The following is a 23140-nucleotide window of genomic DNA, read 5'->3' on the forward strand; positions in this document are numbered from 1 at the left end:
CGTCCCTTGTAAATGGTATAGCCCTCCTTATCCGTTAAGCGGATCTCCTTCCACGCCTCGAGACTCCCTCCGCAACCGGTGCAGCTCTTGAGTATCCGGAAGCCGACCCAGGCTTGAGTGCCGACGCTGACAACAGCAGGCCTGGAGGTGCCTCCGGCGGTGTTCCTGGGGGGCAGGATGAATGAGAGAAAGAGAAGGCCGTCTTTTATCTCTCCTCGGAAGTCTGCAACTGTTTCCGGCAGCGCTGTGCTTTTCGGCGAAGGGGGCGCTTTCTTGCCGCAGCAGACAAGCGCCAGGAGGAGAAGCGCGCTAATGGCGCAGATAGTTCTTTTCGCGAGCAATTTGCCGTGTTACCTCCCTGTGAGAAGCTCCGCCGACTGTCTTCCTGTTTTTGAGGATAGTAGCCGGGTCTATATATGCACGCACGTCATCGGCGAAGACCGCGGAGAAACCCTTCATCTCTTCAAGCGTCAGCCCGGCTAGTCTTTTTTTCTGCTCTTCGCAGTATCTTACCATCCTTCCCACGATGTGATGCGCTTCCCGGAAGGGGACCTCTTTGAGCACAAGGTACTCTGCCATCTCAACTGCGGGCATGAAGCTGGCAACTACAGCCTCTTCCATTTTCTCCCGATGTACAGAAAGACCTTCTATAGCCAGAGCCATGATTTCAAGAGACGCGCTTGTGGTCGCTACTGCACGAAAGACCGGTTCTTTGTCTTCCTGCAAATCGCGGTTGTACGTAAGCGGTAAGCCTTTGAGCAGTGTAAACATGCCCGTCAGATCACCCGTGGTCCGCGCTGCCTTGCCTCTGATCAGTTCTAATGCATCCGGATTTTTCTTGTGTGGCATGAGACTGGAACCCGTGCAGAGACCGTCGGGAGGGGAGACAAATCCGAACTCCTCAGTGGAGAAGAGAATAAGATCCTCACTCAGCCTGCTCAAGTGGGTCATGATCACGGAGAGGGAAAAAAGAGAATCCAGCAGATAATCGCGATCAGACACCGCATCCATGCTGTTTTCCGCGATCTTTGCGAAGCCCAGTCTTTTCTTGAGGAACTCCCGGTCAATGGGTATCGTCGAGCCTGCCAGAGCGCCACTTCCCAACGGAAGCACATCTATCCTCATGAGCGTCTCTTTCACCCGCTGGCGATCGCGTTTAAGCATGGAGAAGTACGCGAGCAGGTAATGCGAAAAAGTGACCACCTGGGCGCGCCGGGTATGCGTGTACCCCGGCATCATTGTTCTTTTCTCCTTGCCGGCCTTATCAAGGAGCGCGGCGAGGAGTTTTTTGAGAGCTGTGTCGATCTCGGTCATAGCATCTTTGAGAAACATCCTCATATCCACAGCTACCTGATCGTTGCGGCTCCTGCCCGTGTGAAGTTTCTTCCCCAGGTCACCGACCTTTTCTATCAGGCGTGCCTCTATATGCATATGAATATCTTCCAGAGCATCACTGAAAGGGAGACTTCCTTCTTCCAGCTCGTTTCTCACTTCCTTGAGAGCGCCGACCAGAAGGGTTCTTTCCTTCTGGCTGAGAATGCCTATTTTTAAAAGCATCTCCGCATAGGCTATGCTTCCCGTTATGTCATACGGGAAAAGCACGTTATCCACGGCGATGGAAGAACTGAACCGCTCCATTAAAGGTTCCGTTCCCTTTTTAAACCTGCCGTCCCATGCCTTCATGATCGTTCACCGAATATTGCCGTGCCGATGCGGACCATGGTAGCACCCTCCTCTATGGCCACTTCAAAGTCTGACGACATGCCCATGGACAATTCTTTCATTGCCAGCGAAAACTCCCGGTTAGCTTCTTCGAGAAGGTTTCTCAGGCTTGTAAACAGGTGACGAACTTCCTCTGGATTGTCTACGTACGGCGGCATGGTCATCAGACCAACAGGCTTTACGCTCTTCAGGGATCCCACGGTCTCCAGCATACGCTTGAGCCCGTCCACTGTAGTCCCGTGCTTCTGAGGTTCGCCTGAAAGATTGATCTCGAAAAGGAGACTGAGAGGTTTGCCGAACTTGTCGAGGCCATCCAGCAGTTCCTGCCGGTCAACCGAATGGACATAATCAAAAAGCCGCGGTACATACTTCACCTTGTTCATCTGTAGATGGCCGATCATGTGCCAGCAGAGCGTATCAGGAAGCGTTTCTATTTTTTCCGTGGCTTCCTGGATATAATTTTCTCCGAAGTCTCTCAAGCCGAGAGCAGCAACGCTCCCTATCCTGGCGGCATCTACTTTTTTTGTGACCGCGATGAGCCTCACCTCATCGGGGCGCCTGCCCGCCTTGAGAGAAGCAGTGGCCATCTTCTCGCGTACAGCCTGGAGCCGGTCAGAGATCATATTCACGAAAGAACGCCTAGAGAGAGGAGGATATCCGTGATCTCACAAATAGGAAGGCCGACAACGTTTGAGTAGGAGCCTTTGATCTCTTTGACCATGAAGCCACCCTTCCCTTGAACAGCATAAGAGCCTGCCTTGTCGAAAGGCTCGGACGTTTTGACGTAGCGCCTGATTTCTTCATCCGTCAGGTCTTTGATAAACACCTTGGTTTCCACCACGTCCTTATAGGAAGCCTGTTTCGACATGTTGAGAATGCAGAAACCGGTAAGCACTTTGTGCCATTTCCCTCGAAGCATGCTCAGCATTTTTATGGCTTCGTCTTCGTTTTTTGGCTTTCCGAGCACCTTGCCCTTGTGCACCACAATCGTGTCTGCCCCTATTACCCACTTGTCCGGGAAATGAGTTCCCACTTTCTTGGCTTTTTCACCCGCTATCCTGAGCACATAATCCCGTATGGTCTCATCTCTCCTCTTGCGTTCATCGATGTCAGGCGGAATAATGGAGAAAGAGATGCCGAGACTCCTGAGGATGTCTACCCTTCTGGCCGATTCGCTGGCGAGGACTATAGCGTTTTCGTCTTTAACCTGAAACATCCTAAAAAATAATATGAAAACGGCTCTATTTCAAGTTAAATAAAGACAGGCCCAGGGCAAAACCCTTGGCTAAAGGCTAAGGGCGAAAGGCCAGAAACCCAGGGCGACGGACGAAGGCCCGAGCTAGAACGGGAGGTCGAAATACTCCTCCGGCGCAGTCACGGCTAACAGTCGTCGGCCTTTAGCCTGCTTTTAAGGAGGTATTCATGGAACCGATCATCACCATCACGACGACGGCGGATGACAGAGAGGCGCTGGAGAAGATTGGACGTCACCTACTTAACCGGCGGCTGATTGCCTGTATTCAGATTGTCGGACCCATCAAGAGCATCTACTGGTGGAAGAACAAAATGGAAGAAACCAGTGAATGGCTCGGGATTATGAAAAGCAAAGAATCGCTCTATGCGCAGGTAGAGGCGGAAATTGGCCTGCTGCATCCATACGAGGTGCCCCAGATAGTTGCCTCTGAAGTCTGCCACGTGCTTCCCTCCTACGGCCAATGGGTCTTGACGGAAACAGGGGGCTGTTCGGAAGGGGTGCAAAATGACCGCGGGGCTTGACATTTTCTTCTGTAATAATTAACGTAAATGACGCCTATTCGGCGCAGGCGGGGGGTCATTCATGAAACCAATAGAGCTGAAAAACGATATTTACTGGGTCGGAGCCGTAGACTGGGCCGTAAGAGATTTTCACGGCTACGAGACCCCGCGGGGCACGAGTTATAACAACTATCTCATCCTCGACAATGACCCGACCCTCATCGATACGGTGAAGTACGATTTTGCCGACATAACCATTAAGAACATACAGACTCTGATCGATCCGGCCAAGATCAAACATGTGGTGATCAATCACATTGAGAACGATCATGTCACGTCCATCGATAAAATAATGGCTTTGACTCCCAACGCCACGGTCTATATGACGGAAAGGGCGCGTAAAGGCCTCGACCGGTTTTTCGATATGTCCGGGTGGAAGGTGAAGATCGTTAAGAACGGTGAGACCCTCAGCATAGGAAAGCGGACCCTGATGTTTCTTGAGACGCCCATGCTTCATTGGCCCGACTCTATGGTTACCTATGTTAGAGAAGATAAAATCCTGTTCAGCCAGGATGCATTTGGTCAGCATATAGCCTCATCGAGCCGCTTTGACGATCAGTTTGTCACGTGCGCATCAGTGTGGGAACTGGAAGATGCTGTCTGGGACTACTATGCCAACATACTGATGCCTTTCGGACAGCTTATCAAGAGCAAGATAGGCGAGATTGTGAAAGCCGGGCTTGAAATAGAGATGATAGCCCCGGACCACGGTATCATATGGAGAAAAGAGCCGAAGACGATTCTCCAGATGTATCTGGATATGGCGGAGGGCAAAGCCGCTTTAAACGTGACGATCATTTACGACACCATGTGGCATAGCACTGAGGCTATGGTCCAGCCCATTGCAAAGGGCGTGAACGACGAAGGTCTTGACTGCAAGGTGGTCAAGCTGAGGGCAACGCCGCAGAGCATTGCCATCAAGGAATTCTGGAAGTCGCGGGGTACGCTCATAGGCTCTCCTACGCTCAACAACCTTAGCTTTCCCTCTATCGGTCAGTTCCTGGTGAATATGAGGGGGCTGAGGCCCAAGAAAAGAATCGTCGGTGCTTTTGGCAGTTTCGGGTGGAGCGGCGGTGCAGTCAAGGAGATCTACGAGGAAGCAAAAAAATTGGGCCTTGCGCTGTTCGAGCCGGGATTGCAGATCCTCTATAAGCCCTCGCTCGAGGATGAGGCCAAATGCTACGAATTTGGTAAAGAGTTCGCAAGGAAGGTCAGAGAGTACCACGAGACAATTTGATTTAAGGAGGGGAGAATGGTTTGGACTTGCACAGCATGTGGATATGAGTATGATGAGAAGGTTGAAAAGGTACCATTTGAAAAACTGCCCGATGACTATCATTGTCCTATCTGTAATGCACCCAAAGCCGCCTTTGAGAAGGCGGAGTAGAGGACAATTGGGCAACCGGTGGTAACGCTCTTTTTGGGGGGGCAGCCTCAATAAATTCCGAGTTGAAGTCCAATAATCAATAATCTGGGAAGGAGGTAATCAGCATGTCTAAGACCGAGAAGAACCTGAAGGATGCTTTTGCCGGGGAATCGCAGGCGAACAGGACGTACCTTGCTTTTGCAAAGAAGGCTGAGCAGGAGGGCTACAAACAGGTGGCGAAGCTTTTCAGGGCTGCTGCCGAGGCGGAGACAGTGCACGCACACGCCCATCTGCGGGAGATAGGGACCATCAAGAGCACCAAAGAAAATCTCGAGTATGCGATGGCCGGAGAGATACACGAGTTCAAGAGCATGTATCCGGAGATGATTGGCGATGCCAAAGCAGAAGGTGTTCAGGGCGCCCTGAGAAGCTTTACGTACGCAAACGACGTGGAAAAGATACATGCCGACCTCTATAAAAAGGCAATTGATACGCTTGGAAAAGAGGCGCCGGTCAAGTATTACGTTTGCCAGGTCTGCGGCATGACGGTGGAAAACGAGCCGCCGGACGAATGCCCGGTCTGCAAGTCGAAAAAGCAGGCGTTCAAGGAAGTAGAGTAATACCTGGGTCATGGGTCACGGAGCGCGGTTCGCGGGCTGAATAAAAAAGACGCTGAAGGCGTCTCGCCGTTTTCTTATTGTTGCGCGTAGGCCTTCCTTGACCCATCACTCTTGCCCCGCGCCTCTGGAAGTTTTCTGTTTTTCTTGACTTTTCGATTACATTTGCATAAAATAATTGGCTCAAAATCCAACGGGAAAGGCAAGGAGTGCGGTATGTACGCCATCATAGAGAGCGGTGGTAAGCAGTACACAATTAAAGAGGGCGATAAGATACGCGTGGAGAAGCTCCAGGGCAATACGGGCGACGATGTAACCATTGGTACTGTGCTGGCCATTAATGACGGCGAGCGCCTGGTGACGGGCAGCCCTTATGTTCCGGGGGCCTCGGTGGTTGGAAAGGTTCTGGCGCAGGAGAAGGCCGACAAGGTGATTGTGTTCAAGTACAAGAGGAGAAAAGACACCAAGAAGAAGAAGGGGCATCGTCAGACATACACGGAGCTACTGGTTGAAAAGATAACAACGGGGGCATAACATGGCGCATAAGAAAGCTGGGGGAAGCTCCAGAAACGGCAGGGACAGCGCAGGGCAGAGGCTCGGCGTGAAGATTTTCGGCGGCCAGTTCGCAAAGGCGGGCAGCATAATCGTGCGTCAGCACGGCACAAAAATATACCCGGGAAACAACGTGGGCATAGGACGAGACAACACACTCTTTGCACTTATTGACGGGCATGTCCAATTCGAAGATCACCGTGCGAAAAAAAGGGTGAGCATCCAGCCGGTTGAATGAAATTTGTTGACGAAGCCTCTCTCTATGTAAAAGCTGGTGATGGGGGGAGAGGCTGCGTCAGTTTCAGAAGAGAGAAATATATTCCAAGGGGCGGCCCTGACGGTGGTGACGGAGGAAAAGGGGGGGACGTAATCATCGTTGGCAAGGAAAGCCTCGTCAGCCTCCTGGACTTCAAGTACAAGCGCCATTACAAAGCGGAAAACGGCCGTATCGGCGGTGGGAGAAACAAGACCGGAAGGAACGGCAGTGATTTGTACGTCTACGTGCCGCTGGGAACCATTGTGCACGATGAATCGAGCGGGGAAGTCTTCGCCGATATAGTCGAGGACGGTCAGAGCATTGTCATTGCCCATGGCGGTGCCGGCGGCCAGGGCAATGCCCGTTTCGTAACGTCTGTTCATCGAGCCCCGCGCGAGTATACCGAAGGCGGCAAGGGTGAAGAACGGTATCTCAAACTGGAACTGAAGCTCCTTGCAGAGATAGGTATTGTCGGCCTACCCAATTCGGGCAAGTCAACACTGCTTTCCCGCCTCACCAATGCAAAGCCGGAAGTTGGTCCATATCCCTTCACCACGCTCTCCCCGGGCCTTGGCGTTTTCAGCGACAGCGAAGAGCGGGTGGTGATCGCCGACATTCCCGGCATAATCAAAGGGGCTTCTGAAGGGAAGGGGTTGGGCCTTACCTTCCTTAAGCATGTACAGCGGACAAATATACTTTTGTGGGTTATTGATGCCTCCTCTCCTTCTGTATCGGACGATTACCTTGTCCTGCGAAACGAGCTTGAGATGCACGATCGGCAGATGTTACGTAAGCAGAGGATTTTTGTGCTCAACAAGGTAGATCTGCTCTCCGGTCCAGATCGCGCAGCCAAAGAGACGGCCCTCAAGGAACATCATGATGGGGAAGTGGTAAGCGTCAGTGCGTTGAGCGGAGAAGGGATCGACGAATTGAAGAGCAAGATCGGTACCAGGGAGAAGAAGCGCGTTGCTTGACGTCAAACGAGTGATACTCAAGATCGGAACCTCGGTACTGCTCGACAGCGGCGGCAAGGTGAGCAGTGCAAAGGCTGAGAGCTTTGCTCGTCAGATCAGAGCGATCAAAGCGCAGGCTATTGACGTGATCGTTGTAAGCAGCGGGGCTATCGCATGCGGCATGGAGGCCTTAGGTCTCACAAAGAAACCGAAAGACATGGCAAGAAAGCAGGCGCTCGCTTCCATAGGGCAGAGTCTGCTTATGAGAATCTACATGGATGCTTTTGCGCATGTCGGTCTTAAAGTGAGCCAGATTCTCCTCACGCATGAAGATACAAAATCCCGCAATAGATGCCTCAATCTCCTTAACACTGTAGACACATTGCTGGGAATGGGAGTGGTGCCCATTATCAACGAGAACGATACTCTTTCGTTTAAGGAGATCATGTTCGGCGATAATGACAACCTCTCGGCGCTTATCGCGCAGATTACAGACGCTGAACTGCTTCTGCTCCTCTCAGACGTAGACGGTCTCTATGACAAGGATCCAAACCGTTTCCCGGACGCGCGCCTCATACCCACAGTCAGGAAGATCGACGAGAATACAGAGAAGCTGGCAGGCGGAACCACAAGCGAGAAGAGCGTGGGGGGCATGAAGAGCAAGATAGAGGCTGCCAGGAAGGCGGGGCGCTACGGCATCCCGACCAGGCTGGTACGGGGTGACGCAAAGGATGTGGTGCTGAGAGTGCTCAAGGGGGAAGAGATAGGGACGCTTTTCCTTGCGAAGAAAAATCTCCCCCGGAAGAAATGCTGGATTGCATTTGCATTCAAGGCGAAAGGAAGACTCTGGGTTGACGAAGGCGCGGAAAAGGCGATTACCGCCAGAGGCGGAAGCCTGTTGCCTTCAGGCATTACAAAGGTCGAAGGTGACTTCGCGCGAGGAGAGTGCGTGGAAATAAGCGACAGGTCAGGGCATACGTTTGGCCGAGGCATTGCAAATTATTCGTCGTCAGACGTAAGTCAGATCAAGGGTTCGAAAAGTATTGAGATCGAAAAGAAGCTCGGGTATAAGTACACTGAAGAAGTGATCCACAGGGATAACATGGTGGTACTATGAGACCGCATGAGCTGGCGGGAGCAGCCAGAGAGGGGGCGCATTTTCTCGCTCACGCAGAGACAGAAAAAAAGAACCGTATTCTCGGGACACTGGAGCGCCTGCTTCTGGAGCGGAAGAAATGGTTGATCGGTGAAAACGAAAAAGATGTGGACAGGGCCGAAAAGGAGCTGATGCCCAAGCCTTTGATTGATCGCCTCCGGTTAGACGACAACGTAATCAATGAGATGGCAGCCAGTCTCCGCGACGTGATCGCGCTTCCCGACCCTGTTTCGGAGATCGTCAAGCTCTGGAAGAGGCCGAGTGGTCTTCTCGTGGGGCGTATGAGGATTCCTATCGGCGTCATCTGTATTATCTACGAGTCGCGTCCGAATGTCACCGTAGACGCTTTTTCCCTCTGTTTCAAGAGCGGCAACAGCGTCATACTTAAGGGAGGTAGCGAGGCTGCCCATTCGAACAGGGCGTTGTTTGCTCTTATCAGGGAGGCGCTGAGCCTGGAGGGCATGAGCCCAGAGGTTGTGCAACTGGTTGACACGCCTGACAGGTCGTATCTTTATGAGCTTCTGAAGATGAACGATGCCATTGACCTCGTGATACCAAGGGGAGGGGAGGCGCTAATCCGCAGTGTTGTTGAACATTCCCGTGTGCCTGTTCTGAAGCACTACAAGGGTGTGTGTGCCATCTACGTGGATGAATCGGCGGATACAGTGCAGGCGCTCAATGTCTGCCTGAATGCGAAGGTGCAGAAGCCTGCCACCTGCAACGCCATGGAAACCCTACTCGTGCATAAGGCGAAGGCGCCTGATTTCTTACCGCAGATGATAGAGCTGTTGCGTCAGAAAGGCGTTGCGGTAAAGGGTTGCGAGAAAGTGCGTCGTCTCGTGCCCGACGCGGAACCTGCCTCGGAGCAGGACTGGCACGAAGAGTACCTTGATCTTATACTTTCCGTGAAGATTGTCGAGAGCATTGAGGAAGCGATCGATCACGTAAAGAAATATGGTTCTGAGCATACAGATGCGATAATGACCTCTGATTATACGAATGCGTGGCGTTTTTTGCGCGAGGTCAATTCGTCGCTCGTCCTCGTGAACGCATCGACCCGGCTTAATGACGGCTATCAGCTTGGCCTCGGGGCTGAAATGGGGATAAGCACTACGAGACTGCATGCGTTCGGGCCCATGGGACTGGAAGAGTTGACCGTTACCAAGTTCATAGCATTCGGAGAGGGACAGCTGAGATCGTGACGCGAGTGGGCCTGTTCGGCGGCAGTTTCGATCCTGTGCACAACGGACACCTGCGAGTGGCTGAGGAGGTGCGCGAACACTTCGGTCTGGACAGGCTTTACTTCATTCCAGCCTTTACTCAGCCGCTGAAGACGAGCGTTAAGGTCACGGCGGTAACCGACAGAATGAAGATGGTTGAGATGGCGACTCGCAGCAATAAATTCTTTAGGGTGTCCCGCCTTGAGATGACCAGAGGTGGGCTTTCTTACTCGATCGAGACGATTCGTAGCTTTGCCCGGCGCTACGGTGAGATTTACTTCCTTGTGGGGCTCGATGCGTTCGTGGAAATAGATAAGTGGAAAAGCTACAGGGAAATTTTTGAGCAGGCGCATGTGGTTGTCCTGGTGCGGCCCACGCATTCGAAATCAGCCGCTACGGAGTTGTTTCCGCGGGACGTGAAAAAGGACGTGAAACGCACCGGTGACGGAGTCTACGAACACCGTTCGGGAAAAAAAGTTTTTTTCCACCGGGTGACGCAGCTTGATATATCATCAACCGCTATCCGGCGGCTTGTTTCCAAGGGAGCATCGATAAAATATCTTGTCCCCCATGTCGTCGAGCGTTATATAAAGGAGGGAGGTTTGTACAGAGCTTAGGTGGAGGCTAACAAGAAGGCGTTAGTAATAGGGAAACTGGCGGATGAGAAGAAGGCAAAGGGAGTAGTGGTACTCCATCTCGCCGGCCTCAGCGACATAACCGACTTTTTTGTGCTGGCGTCAGGCACAAGCGAGCGACACGTGAGAACGGTGGCAGAAGGCGTGCAGGCGGGCATGAAGGAAAAGGGGATGCTTCCTCTGTCCGCAGAAGGTTTTGATGAGGGAAGATGGATTATCCTCGATTATGGAGATGTGGTATTCCACGCTTTCCTCGAGTCTTTAAGAGAACTCTATGACCTGGAGAGTCTTTGGATAGAAGCTCCGAAGTTCAGAACTGATGAGGAAAATAAGATCTTAGAGGTGTAAGATGCAAAAGGCGAAGCGTGAGTTCTTCAAGAAGAAGCTATTGAAGATGAGAGCGGCAATACTCGATAAAGCCAAGAAGCTGAAGGAGGACTCCTACAATCTTGGCACAGACGGTATTCAGGATATGGCGGATGCCGCAAGTAATGCCTACAATGCGGACATTCTGATGAGCTTGAGTGATAACGATCTTACCCTGCTCAAAGAAATAGATGCTGCCCTCGACAAACTGTCCAGCGGGAGCTACGGAGTGTGTGAAGATTGCGAAGAGCCGATCACCGAGAAAAGACTGGAAGCGAACCCGGTTGCGCGCTATTGTATCAATTGTCAGAGAATGCTTGAACAAAAGGGGACGTGATGAAATATAAGCTCCTGGCCCTGTTCTTTTGCGTCTTTCTGGTATTGTACCTCTACCTCGCGTACCTGAATCCCGAGCATATCGATTTTTATGTGGGAGGCGGAAGATCCTACAGCACTTCCGTTGCAAATTTCGTGACCATTTCTTTTGTGGCCGGCGTACTGATATCCGTAATACTCGGTTTCTTCTCAGACGCGGGAAGGGCTATATCTTCATGGAGGGCTGGCAAGGAGGTCCGGAGGCGCGAAGAATTTAAGGATGCTCTGGAGCGGGCAAGGTTATATGAGCTTAAAGGAGAGCGGGAAAAAGCGATTGATCACGTGAACAAGCTCATCAGGTCGGCTCCTGCTCTTGAGGACGCGTACCTCCTCGCTGCTGATCTACACCTGGGCGCGAAAGAGTATGACAAAGCGGGGGAGATTCTGAGGCTGGCAGAGGCGAATTTAGGCAAACGGGAGTCGATCCTCTTCAAGATGGTACGGGTTGACCTTGCCACCAAAGATGTGGTGCGGGTGCAGAAAGATTTGAAAGATATCCTCAGCGTTAACGAATCGAGCCTCAAGGCGATGGGCATCATGCGCGACCTTCACGTATGTAACAAGGAGTGGGGCCAGGCACTGGAACTGGAAAAGAAGCTGAGGAAGTATATAAAGAACGAGGAGGAAACGAGGCGCTACCTGGGCATCAGGTACGAGAAACTTAAGGAAAGCTTCGAGCAACAGGGGGGGAGGGGGCTTGAAGCCACAGGTAAAGAACTGCGCGATATTCTCAACGAGGACAAAAGGTTCATACCTGCGTATCTCCTTCTTGCCGACGTCTACAGGAAAACGGGGAAGCTTAATGACGCGGGAAGAGTCTATGGAAGGGGATATTCCAAGACTGGGCATATTATCTTTCTCCTGAAAATGGAAGATCTCTACATAGCCCGGGGCGAACCGGCCGTCATTCTGAAGATCTATCGCAAGATACTCGACATGGGGCCGGGAAATCGTTTCATAATGTTCCTCTACGCAAAACTTTGTCTTCGTCTCGAAATGATTGACGAGGCGATGGACACGCTGAATACCCTCTTAGCCTCAGAGGGCGAATTCCCGGGGCTCCACCGGGCGATGGCCGAGGCTTATATAGACAGGGGCGAGTTGGAGAGCGCCGTAGACGAATTTCGGAAAGCGTTCCCCATCGAGCACGCCTACGTGCCATTCGTCTGTTCAAAGTGCCAGTCACACAAAGAAACCTGGCAGGATTTCTGTGAGAGTTGTTTCAGCTGGAACACCATTACGGTCAAGCAAGAAGGCCTGTTTCAAGAGCAGAGCCCGGTCCTCAGGGCAGTCTACGAACAGGGACTGGAAGGCGAGTTGTGACAGGCGGTCTTGTTTTGTCCGCACTCGACAACTGCGGTGTTTGATCATTTACGATCGGCTGTCCGGATCATATATCCGCAGTCCTGCGGCGGCTGCGGCTCGAATGGCAGCATCATATGTCATGCCTGCATAAATCTTTTTCGCCGTGTTGAGGCCGAATCTGCCTGTCCGTACTGCGGCAGAAGCGTGGGCATTCCTGACGTGTGCGGGACATGCATGGAGAACCACCCTCCTTTCGAGCGAGGTTACTACGGCTTCTATTTTGAGGGTCCGCTGCGCGAGGCCCTTCTTTCTTTCAAGTTTAGAAATCGCAAGGACGTCGGCCGTTACCTCATCCACCTTCTCGATACGGAGCTGAAGGCGTTGTGCGAGAAGTTTGACGTGATCGTACCGCTTCCGGTGACTGAAAAGAGGCTGAAGGAAAGGGGCTTCAATCAATGTTACGTGATGGCTGAGGAGATCGCACGTGTCACCGGCAAACCTCTTGTCTCCGCTTCCCTGTACAAACGGAGGGAGACGAAAGACCAGTACACGCTCTCCAGGGAAGAACGAAGAAAGAACGTAAGGGGCGTGTTCGCGGTTCGAAAGACCGAAGCAATCAACCTCAAACGGGTGCTGCTGGTAGACGATCTGATGACCACGGGAAATACGCTCTCTGAGGCATCGCGCGCATTGCTTTCTGCGAAGGCGAAAGGCGTGATTGTGTTTGCCCTTGCAAGGACGCCGTGAAAAAATTTCTCATTCTGTGCTCTATCCTGCTGCTTTTTTTTCTTGCCCTCTGCGCGGCCGCATGGATCGCTCTGCCCTCGGTCGGCACCTACGCAGGCAGCAAACTCCTCGGGAAGGCTATAGGCGGAAGCGTTCAGATAGGACAGCTTCAACCCGGTTACGACCGGGGCATGGTGATCCTCGATATACGCGATGTGAGCATGAAGGGGAGAGTCGAGGGAACCATAAAGAACGCACAACTGCAGATCAACCCATGGAAGCCGTTCTATATCAAGAGCATTACTATCTCTGATTTCTACGTCCTTATCAGGGATTCGGGTGGTATGGTCAATCTCATCCCTGTTCCTGTGGAGTCTGCCGGGGTGAAACGGGGCACTCTAATTTACAGAGGTCAGAGATATATAGTGCGCGAGGCGAAGATAAGAAACTTTAACACAGGCGGGAGCCTCGAGTTTGAACTGGACGGAGGCGTAGAAGGGCTGGGCAATATAAAGACCAGAGGCGGAGCCTTTCTCGACCGCAAACAATGAAGAATATATGCTTGCCGCCCAAAGGAGCGCTTGAGAGATGAATATAGGGATAATAGGGGCCGGGAAGGTTGGGATAGCCCTTGGTCACGTGCTACAGAACAAGGGATTCGCCGTTGTCGCTGTCGCATCGAGGAGAGAAGAGTCCCTGGAGCTTGCGCGAAAGTATATTCCGGGAAAATGCGTCTACACAAAGGATGCAACGGACGTGGTGCGAGAGGCAGATGTGATCGCGGTAACCACTCAGGATCGGCAGATCCATGCAGTGGCTACGGAGCTTTTTCAGAGAATGGATAAGCTTGATCAGAAACTTTTCTTCCACACGAGCGGCGCCCATCCAGCGGCTGAGCTTTCTCCGCTTGAACAAAAAGGCGCGATGCTTGGCTCTCTCCATCCGCTCCAGACTTTTCCTGACGTGAATAGCGGCATCGTGGCCCTTCCCAGGACGTATATCTTCATCGAGGGAGACGAAAGGGCCATGCCGGTCCTCGACCTCCTTGCGTCCACGATCGGCTTTAAAGCGCTGAGGATCGAAAGTAGAAACAAGGTCCTTTATCACCTTTCAGCGGTTTTCGTGTGCAACCTGCTCAGTGCGCTCATGCACACGGGCGAGGGCATCGCAAAACGCATCGGCATAGAGTTGACTCCCTTTTTCCCTATCATCGAGACAACGCTGCGGAATATCGAAAACAAGGGCCCTCTTCTTTCACTGACAGGCCCTGTTGTGCGGGGCGACGCGGAAACCGTACTGTCCCACTTGAAAGCTATACAGGGCATGGAGCCCCAGGAGTCTGTCTACAGGTTGCTCTCGAGGGTGGCTTTGGAGATGGCCGGCGAGAGAAAGACCTTAACGCGGGAAGAGATGGAAAAACTGGAAAGCGTGCTGAAAAAGCAGTGACTAGTGAATAGTGACTGGTGAATAGCCTCACCTAGTCATCCGTGGCGATCCGTGACTGCGCGAGGAGAAATTCTACATCCTAATATCGAAATTCCAAACAATATCTAATCACCCAATATCGCAAACAAGATACCCGGAGTGTTTCCTTTTGAACATTTGGATTTTGATATTGTTTAGAGTTTAGATATTCGATATTTGGATTCGGTGAGGGCGTTGGCTATATCTCTTAGAGCAGCGTTGTCACCGGTGAGGTGGCTGAGTTTTGAGTGTTATGTGTGAGTATCGGGAGCCGCGCTGAGCGACCCATCCGACGATGGATGGCATGTGTTATTGTTGGCTGCCCCGGCGCTTAACTCAACACATAACACTCAACATTGTTGTTCAGTGGTGGTCCCAACGAGATTCGAACTCGTGTTACCGACGTGAGAGGCCGGTGTCCTAGGCCACTAGACGATGGGACCCGGACGACATCCTACCAGAAAAGAGCCTCTTTTTCCAGAGGAAAGTAAATGAGACATCAGACTCCAGACACTAAAGCAGACTCTCGACGTCAGACTTAGAAGCAGACATCAGACCAAAACCCATCTCTTGACTCTCTGAAGTCTCGGCTCTTAAGTCTGAAGTCTGAGGTCTGGGCTAAAGTCTGAGGTCTCTTGTAGATTGAGAAAAAATAGCATATAATAACTGCTTGGTCGGGGCGTAGCGCAGTCTGGTTAGCGCACCAGTATGGGGTGCTGGTGGCCGCTGGTTCAAATCCAGTCGCCCCGATTCTTTATTTTGATTTTGCCGGTTTGTGCTGCCCCCTTTCGGTGGTATCGTTGTTAATTCTCTTGTCAAACGATGACGGCATTGATTCAGAAGGGCTCATTGCGCTTAAGGAGGAGCTCTCGCATATTCATGACGTGTGGGCGATAGCCCCTGAACGGGAGCGCACGTGTGTGGGCCACGCGATTACCCTTCACAAACCCCTGCGACTGAGAGAGCATGCTCCTCGTCTGTTCTCCACAAACGGTACTCCGGCAGACGCCATACTCCTCGGTGTTAAAGGCGTGCTTCCTGGCAAACCGGATCTTGTCATTTCCGGAATCAACAAGGGACCGAACATGGGGCAGGACGTGACCTACTCGGGAACGGTCGCAGCTGCCAAGGAAGCGGCACTCATGGAAATTCCTTCTATGGCGGTCTCGCTGAACGGACGAAAGGATTTTCTTTTTGGCGAGGCAAGCCGGGTGATACGAGAACTGGTGGAAAAGTTGTCGGCGCACAGTCTCCCTCCGCAGACCTTTTTGAACGTTAACATCCCGAATTTACTGAGAGAGAACGTCAGGGGTTTTATGGTGACAAGGCTCGGCAAAAGGATATATAATGGTAAGGTAGTCGAGAGGGTAGACCCCAGAGGTGGCAAGTATTACTGGATCGGAGGAGACGGTGACGGATTCGAACCGATCGCAGGTACAGACTTGCTCGCTGTTTCCCAAGGGTATGTCTCGATCACTCCTCTGCAGTGCGACATGACGACCTATGCGGCTATGGACGCGTTCAAGAAAATATTGCATCATCCCGTATAGATGACAACAGGATAACGGAACAGGTGAAGTACTACATAGAAAATTTTGGATGCCAGATGAATGAGCACGATGTTGAGAAGATTGGCACGCTTCTCCACGTCGCTGGTTACGAGAAGGTGCGCGAAGCAGCCCTGGCCGATGTGGTCATCGTCAACACATGCTGTGTGAGAGAGAAAGCCGAGCAAAAATTTTATAGCCTCATGGGCCGCCTGAAAAACCTGAAAAAGAGAAAAGGGACCTTGCTCGGTGTGACCGGTTGCATTGCGCAGCTGGAAAAGGAGGAACTGGCGGAGAGAATCCCGTTCATCGATTTCAGTCTGGGCCCGTCGAGCATACATCTGGTGAAAGAAGCCATTGATTCAAGCGCCCGGAGCCGGCGTTTTCTTGATTTTTCCGACAACGGCTGTCAGACATCGCTGCACGTGAGGCCAACAACTGAGGCCGGTTCGATCAAGGCGTATGTAACAATCATGAAGGGCTGCGACAACTACTGCAGCTATTGCGTTGTTCCCTATGTGCGCGGACGGGAGAAGAGCAGGCAGAGTTCAGACGTCCTGGCAGAGATCAGAGACCTGGCTGCCAAAGGAATAAAGGAAGTGACCCTGCTTGGTCAGAACGTGAACTCGTATAACAAGGGGAACGGGGATCTTACCTTCCCCGAACTCCTCTCGATGGTGAATGAGATCGACGGGATAGAACGGATACGTTTTGTTACATCGCATCCGAAAGACCTTTCAAGTGAGCTGATCGATTCTTTCGGAAGGCTTGAGAAACTCTGCGAGCATATTCACCTGCCGTTTCAGTCAGGCTCCGACAAGGTGCTCGGGTTGATGAACCGCGGTTACACGGTTCACGAGTATGTTGAAAAACTGGAACGCCTCAAGGCTCGTTGCAATAACATCGCGGTCACAGCAGATTGTATTGTAGGGTTTCCAGGCGAAAGCGAGAAGGACTTCGAAGAGACCCTGGCGCTCGTCAGGAACGTGCGCTTTGACGGACTCTTTTCCTTCTGTTATTCCCCGAGGAAATTTACCCGCGCTGCATCTCTGCCGGAAAGCGTACCCCGGGAAGAATCGATGAGGCGCTTGCAAATGTTGCAGGCAGTGCAGAAACTAATAACGCGGGAAAAGAACAGGGAACTGGAGGGTACCAAGGTAGAGATTCTGGTGGAGGGAACTAGCAAGAACTCGCCTGCGGAACTCACCGGCAGAACAAGAACTAACAGGATCGTCAATTTCAAAGGTACCCGGGGTCTTATGGGCGAGTTGCTGGAGGTCGAGATCGTGAAGGGCTATGCTAATTCACTTAAAGGGGCCCCACAAAAGGAGGTACATGATGCTTAAAGAAATGAAAGTTGCGGGGATTACGGTCGACCCCTTTACCAACACACCTATCGTGATCCTGAAGGACCTCGATGAAAAGGATGTCCTCCCGATATGGATAGGCCTGCTTGAGGCGTCAAGTATTGCCACCGCCCTCGAGAACATCCAGACGCCGCGCCCGATGACGCACGATCTTCTCAAGAACGTGCTCGATAGCCTCGGAGCCAAGGTGGTAAAGATCGAGGTGAACGATCTCCGGGACAACACATATTTTGCGCTGATTCATATGGATGTTAACGGGAAGAGAATGGTCATCGATGCAAGACCCTCTGATGCAATTGCATTGGCGCTGCGGGTGAGTGCGTCTATTTTTGTCGAGGAGAGTGTTATCAAGAAGTCTGCAAAGATAGACCTGACAAAAAAGGAAGATAAGATAGTGGTCGACGCAAGTGACTGGGAAGATGTTCTTGAAAATCTTTCCCCTGATGATTTCGGCAAATACAAAATGTAGGAGGATAGCGTCCAGCGGCAGGTTCGTGCTTGATGTTACCGCTCACGGCTCACCGCTGACTGCTTACTTGCATGATCGATCTGCACACCCACACCTTCTTCAGCGACGGCGAACTCGTGCCTTCCGAGCTCGCGCGGCGAGCCTACCTGAAGGGCTACGATGTCCTCGGCATATCCGATCACGCCGATTCGTCTAACATAGACTTTCTTATTTCAGCCATGCTGAAGTTGTACAGGAAGGCTCGGTACTACACCAACCTCACCATCGTGCCGGGTATCGAGCTGACGCATGTGCCACCGGGGCTTATAAAGGAGTTGACGCGCTATGCACGGAGAATGGGCGCACGCCTGGTGATCGTTCATGGGGAGAGTATCGTCGAACCCGTCGAAGAAGGCACGAATCGTGCCGCCATAGAAGCAGGCGTGGACATACTGGCTCACCCCGGGCTCATAAGCGAGGAAGAGGTAATGCTCGCTAAGAAAAAGAATGTGCATCTGGAGATCACGGCGAAGAGAGGCCACTCGCTTGCCAATGGTCACGTGGCGCGGCTTGCCACAAAGCTGGGGGCAAAGCTCATCTATAGTACGGACGCGCATGCCCCGTCCGACCTGCTTACCGAGGAGATGGCGCGCAAGGTTGTCCAAGGCGCGGGCCTTCTGCCTCAAGGTTTTTCCAAGATGCAGGAAAACGCCCGTGAGCTTGTAAGAAAAGCCATGGAGCGGAAATGAAACTCACCATAGACGAAAGTATCAGGGAGATACCTTTCTATCCTAAAGCTGCGCTGTACGGTTCCGAGGAGGGCTGGACGCGGCTTGCCTCAAACGAAAACCCTCACCCGCCGTCACCAAAGGTGGTCAACAGCCTGCTCGAATCTGTCTTCTCGATAACCCGCTATCCGGAAAGCGAGTATGAGCTCAAATCTCTGCTTGCGGCGAAATATGGCATGGAACCAGAGAATGTAGTCATAGGCAACGGCTCCAACGAGCTGATTGAGACGGCGTTCAAGGGCATGCGTCACCCGGTGCGAAAGAGGGTGATCGTGCACGAGCCGTCCTTCGCCTTTTACAGCATAGCAGCCAGGATTTATGGGTACGATGCGCGTCAGATTCGTTTTTCGAATCTTACAGTAGACCTGGACGTTGTGCTTGGTGCGATGGACGAGAGTGTCAGGATCGTCTTCCTGAACAATCCTAACAACCCAACGGGCACGATCTTCGAAGACGGGGCGTTCAAGTCGTTTCTCGACAGACTCCCGCCGGAGGTGCTGGTGGTGCTTGACGAGGCATATGCAGAATTCGCTACCAGTAGGAACTTTCCGAAATCTTTTGGTTACATCAGGGATTACCCCGTGCTTGTGCTGCGCACCTTTTCGAAAGCATACGGCCTGGCGGGCTTGAGAATCGGCTACGGCGTGGCCGACGCGTCCATCGCCTCCTGCATCGAGAGAACAAAGCAGCCTTTCAGCGTTAATATGGCTGCCCTGACCGCCGCAAAGGCTGTACTCGCCGACGAAAACTACGTGGCAAGAGTATTGGAAAGCAACAAGCAGGGAAGGGATTTCTTTTATAGTCTCTTCAAAGAACTGGGTCTTTCATTCTTGCCTACAGAGGCCAATTTCGTTCTCGTACGCATAGGCCCCGATGCTGAGGGCTTGACCAGGAGACTCTTCGAAAAGAAAATCCTTGTGCGATGGATGGGAGCATACGAACTGCCGGAATATATCCGCGTGACCGTTGGTACCATGGAAGAGAACATGGTGTTCGCAAGAGCGTTGAGGAGCCTGCTCGCGTGAGGAGGCGGCCTGTCATTACGGTCGATGGACCCAGCGGCGCGGGTAAGAGCACGGTGGCAAAGGCGCTCGCTTCAACCCTTGGTTACGAGTACATGGATACGGGTGCGATGTACAGGGCGGTTGCGTACGCTTACTCACGCCAGAAAGAGAAGCCCGACCTCGGAGGATTCCTGGAGTCTCTCAGGCTTACATTTGTTTTCGGTCAGCCCACCAAAGTCTTTTTGAACGGGGAAGAAATCTCATCCGAACTGCGTACTCCTGAGATTTCAATGCTGGCATCTGCGCTTTCGCAGGACAGCCGGGTAAGGGAGTATCTCACCGCCATGCAGCGCGAACTGGGGAAGGAGGGCGGCATCGTGCTGGAAGGGCGCGACACCGGTTCTGTGGTCTTCCCGGATGCTGAGGTTAAATTCTATCTGGACGCAGATGTCGATGTGCGCGCGCAGCGACGCCATAGCGAGCTGAGCAGTGAGGATTCGGCAGGTACTGCAAGGGATGAACTGGGCAAGGTGAAGCAGGAAATGGAAAAAAGGGACAGGGACGATACCGAGCGAAAGATCGCCCCCCTCGTCCGACCTGAAGGGGCGCAATACATTGACACAACTCACCTTGATATCGACAGCGTAGTACGGCTGCTGAAAAAGCACGTGGAGCAGGCGTCGGATACAGACGTTGCGAGATAAAGGCATTCATGATTGAGACCTACAAGACAGACCAGATCGGCTTCTGCTTCGGCGTGAAGAGGGCTATTGCAAAAGCGCTGAAAGAACTGGAGAAGAACGGCGGAAAGATTCATTCGCTGGGACCTCTCGTCCACAACCCACAAGTGGTTGCGTCGCTCGAGGAGAAAGGAGTCATCCCCATTGAGGATGTGCGTAACATTAAAAACGGAGTAATCTGCTACAGGTCTCATGGCATAGAGAAGAAGGAAGAGGAGGAGATCCGCAGGAAAGAACTAACCGTCATCGATGCAGTCTGCCCTTTCGTAAAAAAGGTGCGGACACGGGCCCTCCAACTGAAGAGGCAGGGGTACACCGTTGTCATTGTAGGGGATGAGAAGCACCCCGAGGTCAGGAGCGTGTTGAGTTATTTGGACAATGATGGTATTGTAATGCAACATCCCCATCCCATCGAAGCCACCAAAATTGGAGTAGTCTGCCAGACCACACAGGATCTCGAGACGCTGAAAAGGATAGTCGGGGGCTTGATGGACCGGGCCGAGGAGATTAGAGTATATAACACAATCTGTGGAAGCACTTTCCTGAGAAAGCAACAGGCGGTGGATCTCGCGGGACGGGTCGAGGTGATGCTGGTGGTAGGTGGCCGCTCCAGTTCCAACACCACGAAGCTTTATCACATGGTGAAAAAAGTGCAACCCAGAAGCTATCATATAGAGACAGAACAAGACGTAAAGCCTGAGTGGTTCACCGGTATAAAGAAAGTGGGCATAACAGGGGGAACGTCAACTCCTGATTCAGCCATTGAAAACGTGGAGAGGCTTGTAAAAAATCTTTAGGGGGAAGGGCATGGTTGATACTTCTGAAAACAGCGGCACGCAGGGAGAACGAACCGATGAGGAGATGAAGGAGCTCTACGAGACCTCGATGAAGACCCTGCAGGAAGGGAATATCCATAAAGGCAGGGTGATCAATATAGTCAATGACAGCGTGATCGTGGATGTCGGCTTGAAATCAGAAGGTAAGCTTACCCTGAGCGAAGCGCTCGACAAATCAGGCAATCTCACGGTGCAGGTGGGTGACGAAGTTGAAGTCATGGTGGTCGGCCGGGAAGAGAAAGACGGTCTTCTCGTTCTGTCAAAGCAGAGGGTGGATACGATCAGGTTGTGGCAGAATATCGACAAGTCTTTGGAGGAAGGACTGGCCCTGGACGGCACGGTTATCTCGGAGGTAAAGGGTGGCTTCCTCGTAGACATCGGAGTCAATGCCTTTCTTCCCATATCCCAGGTGGATCTGAAACCCGTCAAGAACCCTGCGTCCTTTGTGGGTAGACATCTCAAATTCAAAGCGATCAAAGTGAACAGGAAAAAAGACAACGTGATCCTGTCACGCAGGCAACTCCTCGAAGAGGAGCGGGATCGTAAGAGAAAAGAGTTTTGGAAGAACGTAAAAGAGGGGCAGGTGCTCTACGGATTCGTCAAGAGCATCACTGATTACGGTGCTTTTGTTGATCTCGGCGGCGCTGACGGCTTCCTCTACATCAATGATATAACGTGGGGGAGGATCAACCACCCCAAAGAGTATCTGAAGCTTGGCGATGAAATTAAGGTCAAGGTGATCGGTGTTGACGAGGAGAAGAGAAAGGTCTCGGTGGGTATAAAGCAACTGAAGGGAGACCCGTGGCTTAAGGTAGAGGAACGATATCCCGTGGGAAGTCGGGTGCGGGGTAAGGCGGTAGGGGTTGTTGATTACGGCGTCTTTGTTGAGCTGGAGGCAGGACTGGAGGGTCTTCTCCATGTCAGCGAGATGAGTTGGGACAAGAAATTAAAGAACCCTGGCAAGCTCGTCTCGAGAGGTGATGTGTTAGACCTTCTGGTGCTGGACATCGATCCGGAGAAAAAGAGAATATCCCTTGGGATGAAACAGTTGCTCCCTGATCCCTGGAAAGAACTCGCCGAGAAGTATAAGCCCGGCACTATTGTCCAGGGGAAAGTAAAGAACCTGACAGACTTCGGCCTTTTCATCGGCATAGACGACGGTATTGATGGACTGGTTCATGTATCTGAACTCTCATGGTCGAGGAGAAGAGGACTCTCCTCTGAGGGATTTAAGAAAGGGACTCCGATAGAGGCTCTGGTCCTGAACATCGACCCTGAGCAGCGAAAGTTCTCTCTGAGCCTCAAGCGCCTCAAGGAAGACCCGTGGAAAGGGCTGCCTGAACGTTACCGCGTTGGAGATACAGTTGAGGGCTTCGTTACCAGCATCACCGATTTTGGCGTCTTTGTCGAAATTGAGGAGGGTATCGAGGGTCTTATACATCTGTCCGAGCTTGATGCCGCAAAAGGAAAACACCCGTCAGAAGTCTTTGCTATGGACGACAAGGTACGGGCTATTGTTATTCACGTGGACGAGAGAGAAAAACGTATCGGCCTTTCGGTTAAGGCCTTGAAAAAGATGGAGGAGAAGAAGGAAGCGGACGAATTCTCCGTCAAAGAGGAGCCTCGCGGCGCCCTCTCGACGCTGGGCGATTACCTGGTACCAGCGATAGCCAGAAACAACCACGACAAGGAGACATAGGGGGAAGCATGCCAATAAAGAAGGAATTACTCGATATTCTGTGCTGTCCTCAATGCAAGGGTGACATACGTCTCAACGCTTCCGGCAACGGCCTTATCTGTGACAAGTGTAAGCTCGTCTATCGCATACAGGACGATATACCAGTGATGCTTATTGATGAGGCTACGCCTCTCAAAGAATAGC

Annotated in this window: 29 protein-coding genes and 2 tRNA genes; 26 read left to right on the forward strand and 5 right to left on the reverse strand. The window is 52.1% G+C overall.

The features are described 5' to 3' along the window. The 4 genes from VMT71_16780 to VMT71_16795 form a co-directional block, all read right to left on the reverse strand. On the reverse strand, window positions 1-341 hold a 341-nt coding region (locus VMT71_16780; protein HVN25626.1), incomplete at its 3' end, for a hypothetical protein. Further along, on the reverse strand, window positions 310-1683 hold the full coding sequence (argH, locus tag VMT71_16785; GenBank protein HVN25627.1) for an argininosuccinate lyase: 1374 nt from the start codon (window positions 1681-1683) through the stop codon (window positions 310-312). The genes argH and VMT71_16780, both read right to left, overlap by 32 nt. Continuing rightward, window positions 1680-2345: a YggS family pyridoxal phosphate-dependent enzyme gene (locus tag VMT71_16790; protein HVN25628.1), complete on the reverse strand. Its 666-nt coding sequence runs from the start codon at window positions 2343-2345 to the stop codon at window positions 1680-1682. The genes argH and VMT71_16790 overlap by 4 nt, the downstream gene beginning before the upstream one ends. A gap of 2 nt (window positions 2346-2347) precedes the next feature. Next, entirely contained in the window at window positions 2348-2938 is a 591-nt protein-coding gene (locus VMT71_16795) for a Maf family protein (protein ID HVN25629.1), read from the reverse strand. Window positions 2939-3144: 206 nt separating this feature from the next. Between VMT71_16795 and cutA the strand changes: the two genes are divergently transcribed. From cutA to VMT71_16875, 16 genes are all read left to right on the forward strand, one after another. Then, window positions 3145-3498, forward strand: coding sequence for a divalent-cation tolerance protein CutA (cutA, locus tag VMT71_16800; GenBank protein ID HVN25630.1), 354 nt, complete (start codon window positions 3145-3147; stop codon window positions 3496-3498). Window positions 3499-3559: 61 nt separating this feature from the next. After that, the gene (locus VMT71_16805) at window positions 3560-4774 is read left to right on the forward strand and encodes an FprA family A-type flavoprotein (GenBank protein HVN25631.1); all 1215 of its coding nucleotides are present in this window, start codon (window positions 3560-3562) and stop codon (window positions 4772-4774) included. Window positions 4775-4789: 15 nt separating this feature from the next. Beyond that, window positions 4790-4924 carry a rubredoxin gene (locus tag VMT71_16810; protein HVN25632.1) on the forward strand — a complete coding sequence of 45 codons (135 nt, stop codon included), beginning with the start codon at window positions 4790-4792 and terminating at the stop codon, window positions 4922-4924. Between the two features lie 104 nt (window positions 4925-5028). Continuing rightward, window positions 5029-5523 (forward strand): rubrerythrin family protein, encoded by a 495-nt coding sequence (locus VMT71_16815; GenBank protein ID HVN25633.1) that lies wholly within the window; start codon window positions 5029-5031, stop codon window positions 5521-5523. 213 nt (window positions 5524-5736) lie between these two features. Further along, a complete protein-coding gene (gene rplU / locus VMT71_16820) occupies window positions 5737-6054 on the forward strand; it encodes a 50S ribosomal protein L21 (protein ID HVN25634.1) in 318 nt (105 codons plus the stop codon). A 1-nt stretch (window position 6055) separates the two neighbouring features. Beyond that, on the forward strand, window positions 6056-6310 hold the full coding sequence (gene rpmA, locus VMT71_16825) for a 50S ribosomal protein L27 (protein HVN25635.1): 255 nt from the start codon (window positions 6056-6058) through the stop codon (window positions 6308-6310). Continuing rightward, entirely contained in the window at window positions 6307-7302 is a 996-nt protein-coding gene (gene obgE / locus VMT71_16830; protein ID HVN25636.1) for a GTPase ObgE, read from the forward strand. The genes rpmA and obgE overlap by 4 nt, the downstream gene beginning before the upstream one ends. Beyond that, a complete protein-coding gene (proB, locus tag VMT71_16835; GenBank protein ID HVN25637.1) occupies window positions 7295-8398 on the forward strand; it encodes a glutamate 5-kinase in 1104 nt (367 codons plus the stop codon). Before obgE ends, proB begins: the two co-directional genes overlap by 8 nt. Further along, entirely contained in the window at window positions 8395-9639 is a 1245-nt protein-coding gene (locus tag VMT71_16840) for a glutamate-5-semialdehyde dehydrogenase (protein HVN25638.1), read from the forward strand. Before proB ends, VMT71_16840 begins: the two co-directional genes overlap by 4 nt. Continuing rightward, window positions 9636-10274, forward strand: coding sequence for a nicotinate-nucleotide adenylyltransferase (gene nadD, locus VMT71_16845; protein HVN25639.1), 639 nt, complete (start codon window positions 9636-9638; stop codon window positions 10272-10274). The genes VMT71_16840 and nadD overlap by 4 nt, the downstream gene beginning before the upstream one ends. Then, window positions 10275-10640: a ribosome silencing factor gene (gene rsfS / locus VMT71_16850; GenBank protein ID HVN25640.1), complete on the forward strand. Its 366-nt coding sequence runs from the start codon at window positions 10275-10277 to the stop codon at window positions 10638-10640. 1 nt (window position 10641) lies between these two features. Next, entirely contained in the window at window positions 10642-10995 is a 354-nt protein-coding gene (locus tag VMT71_16855) for a TraR/DksA family transcriptional regulator (protein HVN25641.1), read from the forward strand. Further along, on the forward strand, window positions 10995-12356 hold the full coding sequence (locus VMT71_16860) for a tetratricopeptide repeat protein (GenBank protein HVN25642.1): 1362 nt from the start codon (window positions 10995-10997) through the stop codon (window positions 12354-12356). The genes VMT71_16855 and VMT71_16860 overlap by 1 nt, the downstream gene beginning before the upstream one ends. Window positions 12357-12392: 36 nt before the next feature. Next, the gene (locus VMT71_16865; GenBank protein ID HVN25643.1) at window positions 12393-13085 is read left to right on the forward strand and encodes a ComF family protein; all 693 of its coding nucleotides are present in this window, start codon (window positions 12393-12395) and stop codon (window positions 13083-13085) included. Continuing rightward, on the forward strand, window positions 13082-13615 hold the full coding sequence (locus VMT71_16870) for a hypothetical protein (protein HVN25644.1): 534 nt from the start codon (window positions 13082-13084) through the stop codon (window positions 13613-13615). Before VMT71_16865 ends, VMT71_16870 begins: the two co-directional genes overlap by 4 nt. Window positions 13616-13652: 37 nt before the next feature. Next, window positions 13653-14510: a Rossmann-like and DUF2520 domain-containing protein gene (locus tag VMT71_16875; protein ID HVN25645.1), complete on the forward strand. Its 858-nt coding sequence runs from the start codon at window positions 13653-13655 to the stop codon at window positions 14508-14510. 385 nt (window positions 14511-14895) lie between these two features. On the opposite strand, the gene VMT71_16880 is transcribed toward VMT71_16875, so the two are convergent. After that, window positions 14896-14971: transfer RNA gene (locus VMT71_16880), tRNA-Glu, on the reverse strand. 232 nt (window positions 14972-15203) lie between these two features. On the opposite strand from VMT71_16880, the gene VMT71_16885 reads away from it, so the two are divergent. From VMT71_16885 to VMT71_16930, 10 genes are all read left to right on the forward strand, one after another. Next, window positions 15204-15278, forward strand: a tRNA-Pro gene (locus VMT71_16885). A gap of 50 nt (window positions 15279-15328) precedes the next feature. Then, complete coding sequence (gene surE / locus VMT71_16890) at window positions 15329-16078, forward strand: 5'/3'-nucleotidase SurE (protein ID HVN25646.1); 750 nt, start codon at window positions 15329-15331, stop codon at window positions 16076-16078. Between the two features lie 23 nt (window positions 16079-16101). Continuing rightward, window positions 16102-17421, forward strand: a complete 1320-nt coding sequence (gene miaB / locus VMT71_16895; protein ID HVN25647.1) for a tRNA (N6-isopentenyl adenosine(37)-C2)-methylthiotransferase MiaB — start codon at window positions 16102-16104, stop codon at window positions 17419-17421. Then, window positions 17411-17911 (forward strand): bifunctional nuclease family protein, encoded by a 501-nt coding sequence (locus VMT71_16900; GenBank protein HVN25648.1) that lies wholly within the window; start codon window positions 17411-17413, stop codon window positions 17909-17911. Before miaB ends, VMT71_16900 begins: the two co-directional genes overlap by 11 nt. Before the next feature lie 71 nt (window positions 17912-17982). Then, entirely contained in the window at window positions 17983-18639 is a 657-nt protein-coding gene (locus VMT71_16905; protein HVN25649.1) for a histidinol phosphate phosphatase domain-containing protein, read from the forward strand. Then, window positions 18636-19703: a histidinol-phosphate transaminase gene (hisC, locus tag VMT71_16910; GenBank protein HVN25650.1), complete on the forward strand. Its 1068-nt coding sequence runs from the start codon at window positions 18636-18638 to the stop codon at window positions 19701-19703. The genes VMT71_16905 and hisC overlap by 4 nt, the downstream gene beginning before the upstream one ends. Further along, window positions 19700-20386, forward strand: a complete 687-nt coding sequence (gene cmk, locus VMT71_16915) for a (d)CMP kinase (GenBank protein ID HVN25651.1) — start codon at window positions 19700-19702, stop codon at window positions 20384-20386. The genes hisC and cmk overlap by 4 nt, the downstream gene beginning before the upstream one ends. 8 nt (window positions 20387-20394) lie before the next feature. Next, window positions 20395-21219 carry a 4-hydroxy-3-methylbut-2-enyl diphosphate reductase gene (gene ispH, locus VMT71_16920; GenBank protein HVN25652.1) on the forward strand — a complete coding sequence of 275 codons (825 nt, stop codon included), beginning with the start codon at window positions 20395-20397 and terminating at the stop codon, window positions 21217-21219. A 10-nt stretch (window positions 21220-21229) separates the two neighbouring features. Beyond that, complete coding sequence (locus VMT71_16925) at window positions 21230-22957, forward strand: 30S ribosomal protein S1 (GenBank protein HVN25653.1); 1728 nt, start codon at window positions 21230-21232, stop codon at window positions 22955-22957. An 8-nt stretch (window positions 22958-22965) separates the two neighbouring features. Then, window positions 22966-23139 carry a Trm112 family protein gene (locus tag VMT71_16930; GenBank protein HVN25654.1) on the forward strand — a complete coding sequence of 58 codons (174 nt, stop codon included), beginning with the start codon at window positions 22966-22968 and terminating at the stop codon, window positions 23137-23139. The last annotated feature ends 1 nt before the right edge of the window (window position 23140 follow it).

It is taken from the genome of Syntrophorhabdales bacterium, from assembly GCA_035541455.1.
Taxonomy (GTDB): Bacteria; Desulfobacterota; Syntrophorhabdia; order Syntrophorhabdales; family WCHB1-27; genus JADGQN01.

Coding starts and splice junctions, on each gene's coding strand:
- VMT71_16905 (HVN25649.1), top strand. CDS start 17,983: ATGATCGATCTGCACACCCACACCTTCTTCAGCGACGGCGAACTCGTG.
- argH (HVN25627.1), bottom strand. CDS start 1,683: ATGAAGGCATGGGACGGCAGGTTTAAAAAGGGAACGGAACCTTTAATG.
- VMT71_16805 (HVN25631.1), top strand. CDS start 3,560: ATGAAACCAATAGAGCTGAAAAACGATATTTACTGGGTCGGAGCCGTA.
- VMT71_16840 (HVN25638.1), top strand. CDS start 8,395: ATGAGACCGCATGAGCTGGCGGGAGCAGCCAGAGAGGGGGCGCATTTT.
- VMT71_16900 (HVN25648.1), top strand. CDS start 17,411: ATGATGCTTAAAGAAATGAAAGTTGCGGGGATTACGGTCGACCCCTTT.
- VMT71_16815 (HVN25633.1), top strand. CDS start 5,029: ATGTCTAAGACCGAGAAGAACCTGAAGGATGCTTTTGCCGGGGAATCG.
- VMT71_16925 (HVN25653.1), top strand. CDS start 21,230: ATGGTTGATACTTCTGAAAACAGCGGCACGCAGGGAGAACGAACCGAT.
- obgE (HVN25636.1), top strand. CDS start 6,307: ATGAAATTTGTTGACGAAGCCTCTCTCTATGTAAAAGCTGGTGATGGG.
- ispH (HVN25652.1), top strand. CDS start 20,395: ATGATTGAGACCTACAAGACAGACCAGATCGGCTTCTGCTTCGGCGTG.
- rplU (HVN25634.1), top strand. CDS start 5,737: ATGTACGCCATCATAGAGAGCGGTGGTAAGCAGTACACAATTAAAGAG.
- VMT71_16930 (HVN25654.1), top strand. CDS start 22,966: ATGCCAATAAAGAAGGAATTACTCGATATTCTGTGCTGTCCTCAATGC.
- hisC (HVN25650.1), top strand. CDS start 18,636: ATGAAACTCACCATAGACGAAAGTATCAGGGAGATACCTTTCTATCCT.
- VMT71_16790 (HVN25628.1), bottom strand. CDS start 2,345: ATGATCTCTGACCGGCTCCAGGCTGTACGCGAGAAGATGGCCACTGCT.
- VMT71_16855 (HVN25641.1), top strand. CDS start 10,642: ATGCAAAAGGCGAAGCGTGAGTTCTTCAAGAAGAAGCTATTGAAGATG.
- VMT71_16860 (HVN25642.1), top strand. CDS start 10,995: ATGAAATATAAGCTCCTGGCCCTGTTCTTTTGCGTCTTTCTGGTATTG.
- VMT71_16795 (HVN25629.1), bottom strand. CDS start 2,938: ATGTTTCAGGTTAAAGACGAAAACGCTATAGTCCTCGCCAGCGAATCG.
- VMT71_16875 (HVN25645.1), top strand. CDS start 13,653: ATGAATATAGGGATAATAGGGGCCGGGAAGGTTGGGATAGCCCTTGGT.
- VMT71_16810 (HVN25632.1), top strand. CDS start 4,790: ATGGTTTGGACTTGCACAGCATGTGGATATGAGTATGATGAGAAGGTT.
- cutA (HVN25630.1), top strand. CDS start 3,145: ATGGAACCGATCATCACCATCACGACGACGGCGGATGACAGAGAGGCG.
- rpmA (HVN25635.1), top strand. CDS start 6,056: ATGGCGCATAAGAAAGCTGGGGGAAGCTCCAGAAACGGCAGGGACAGC.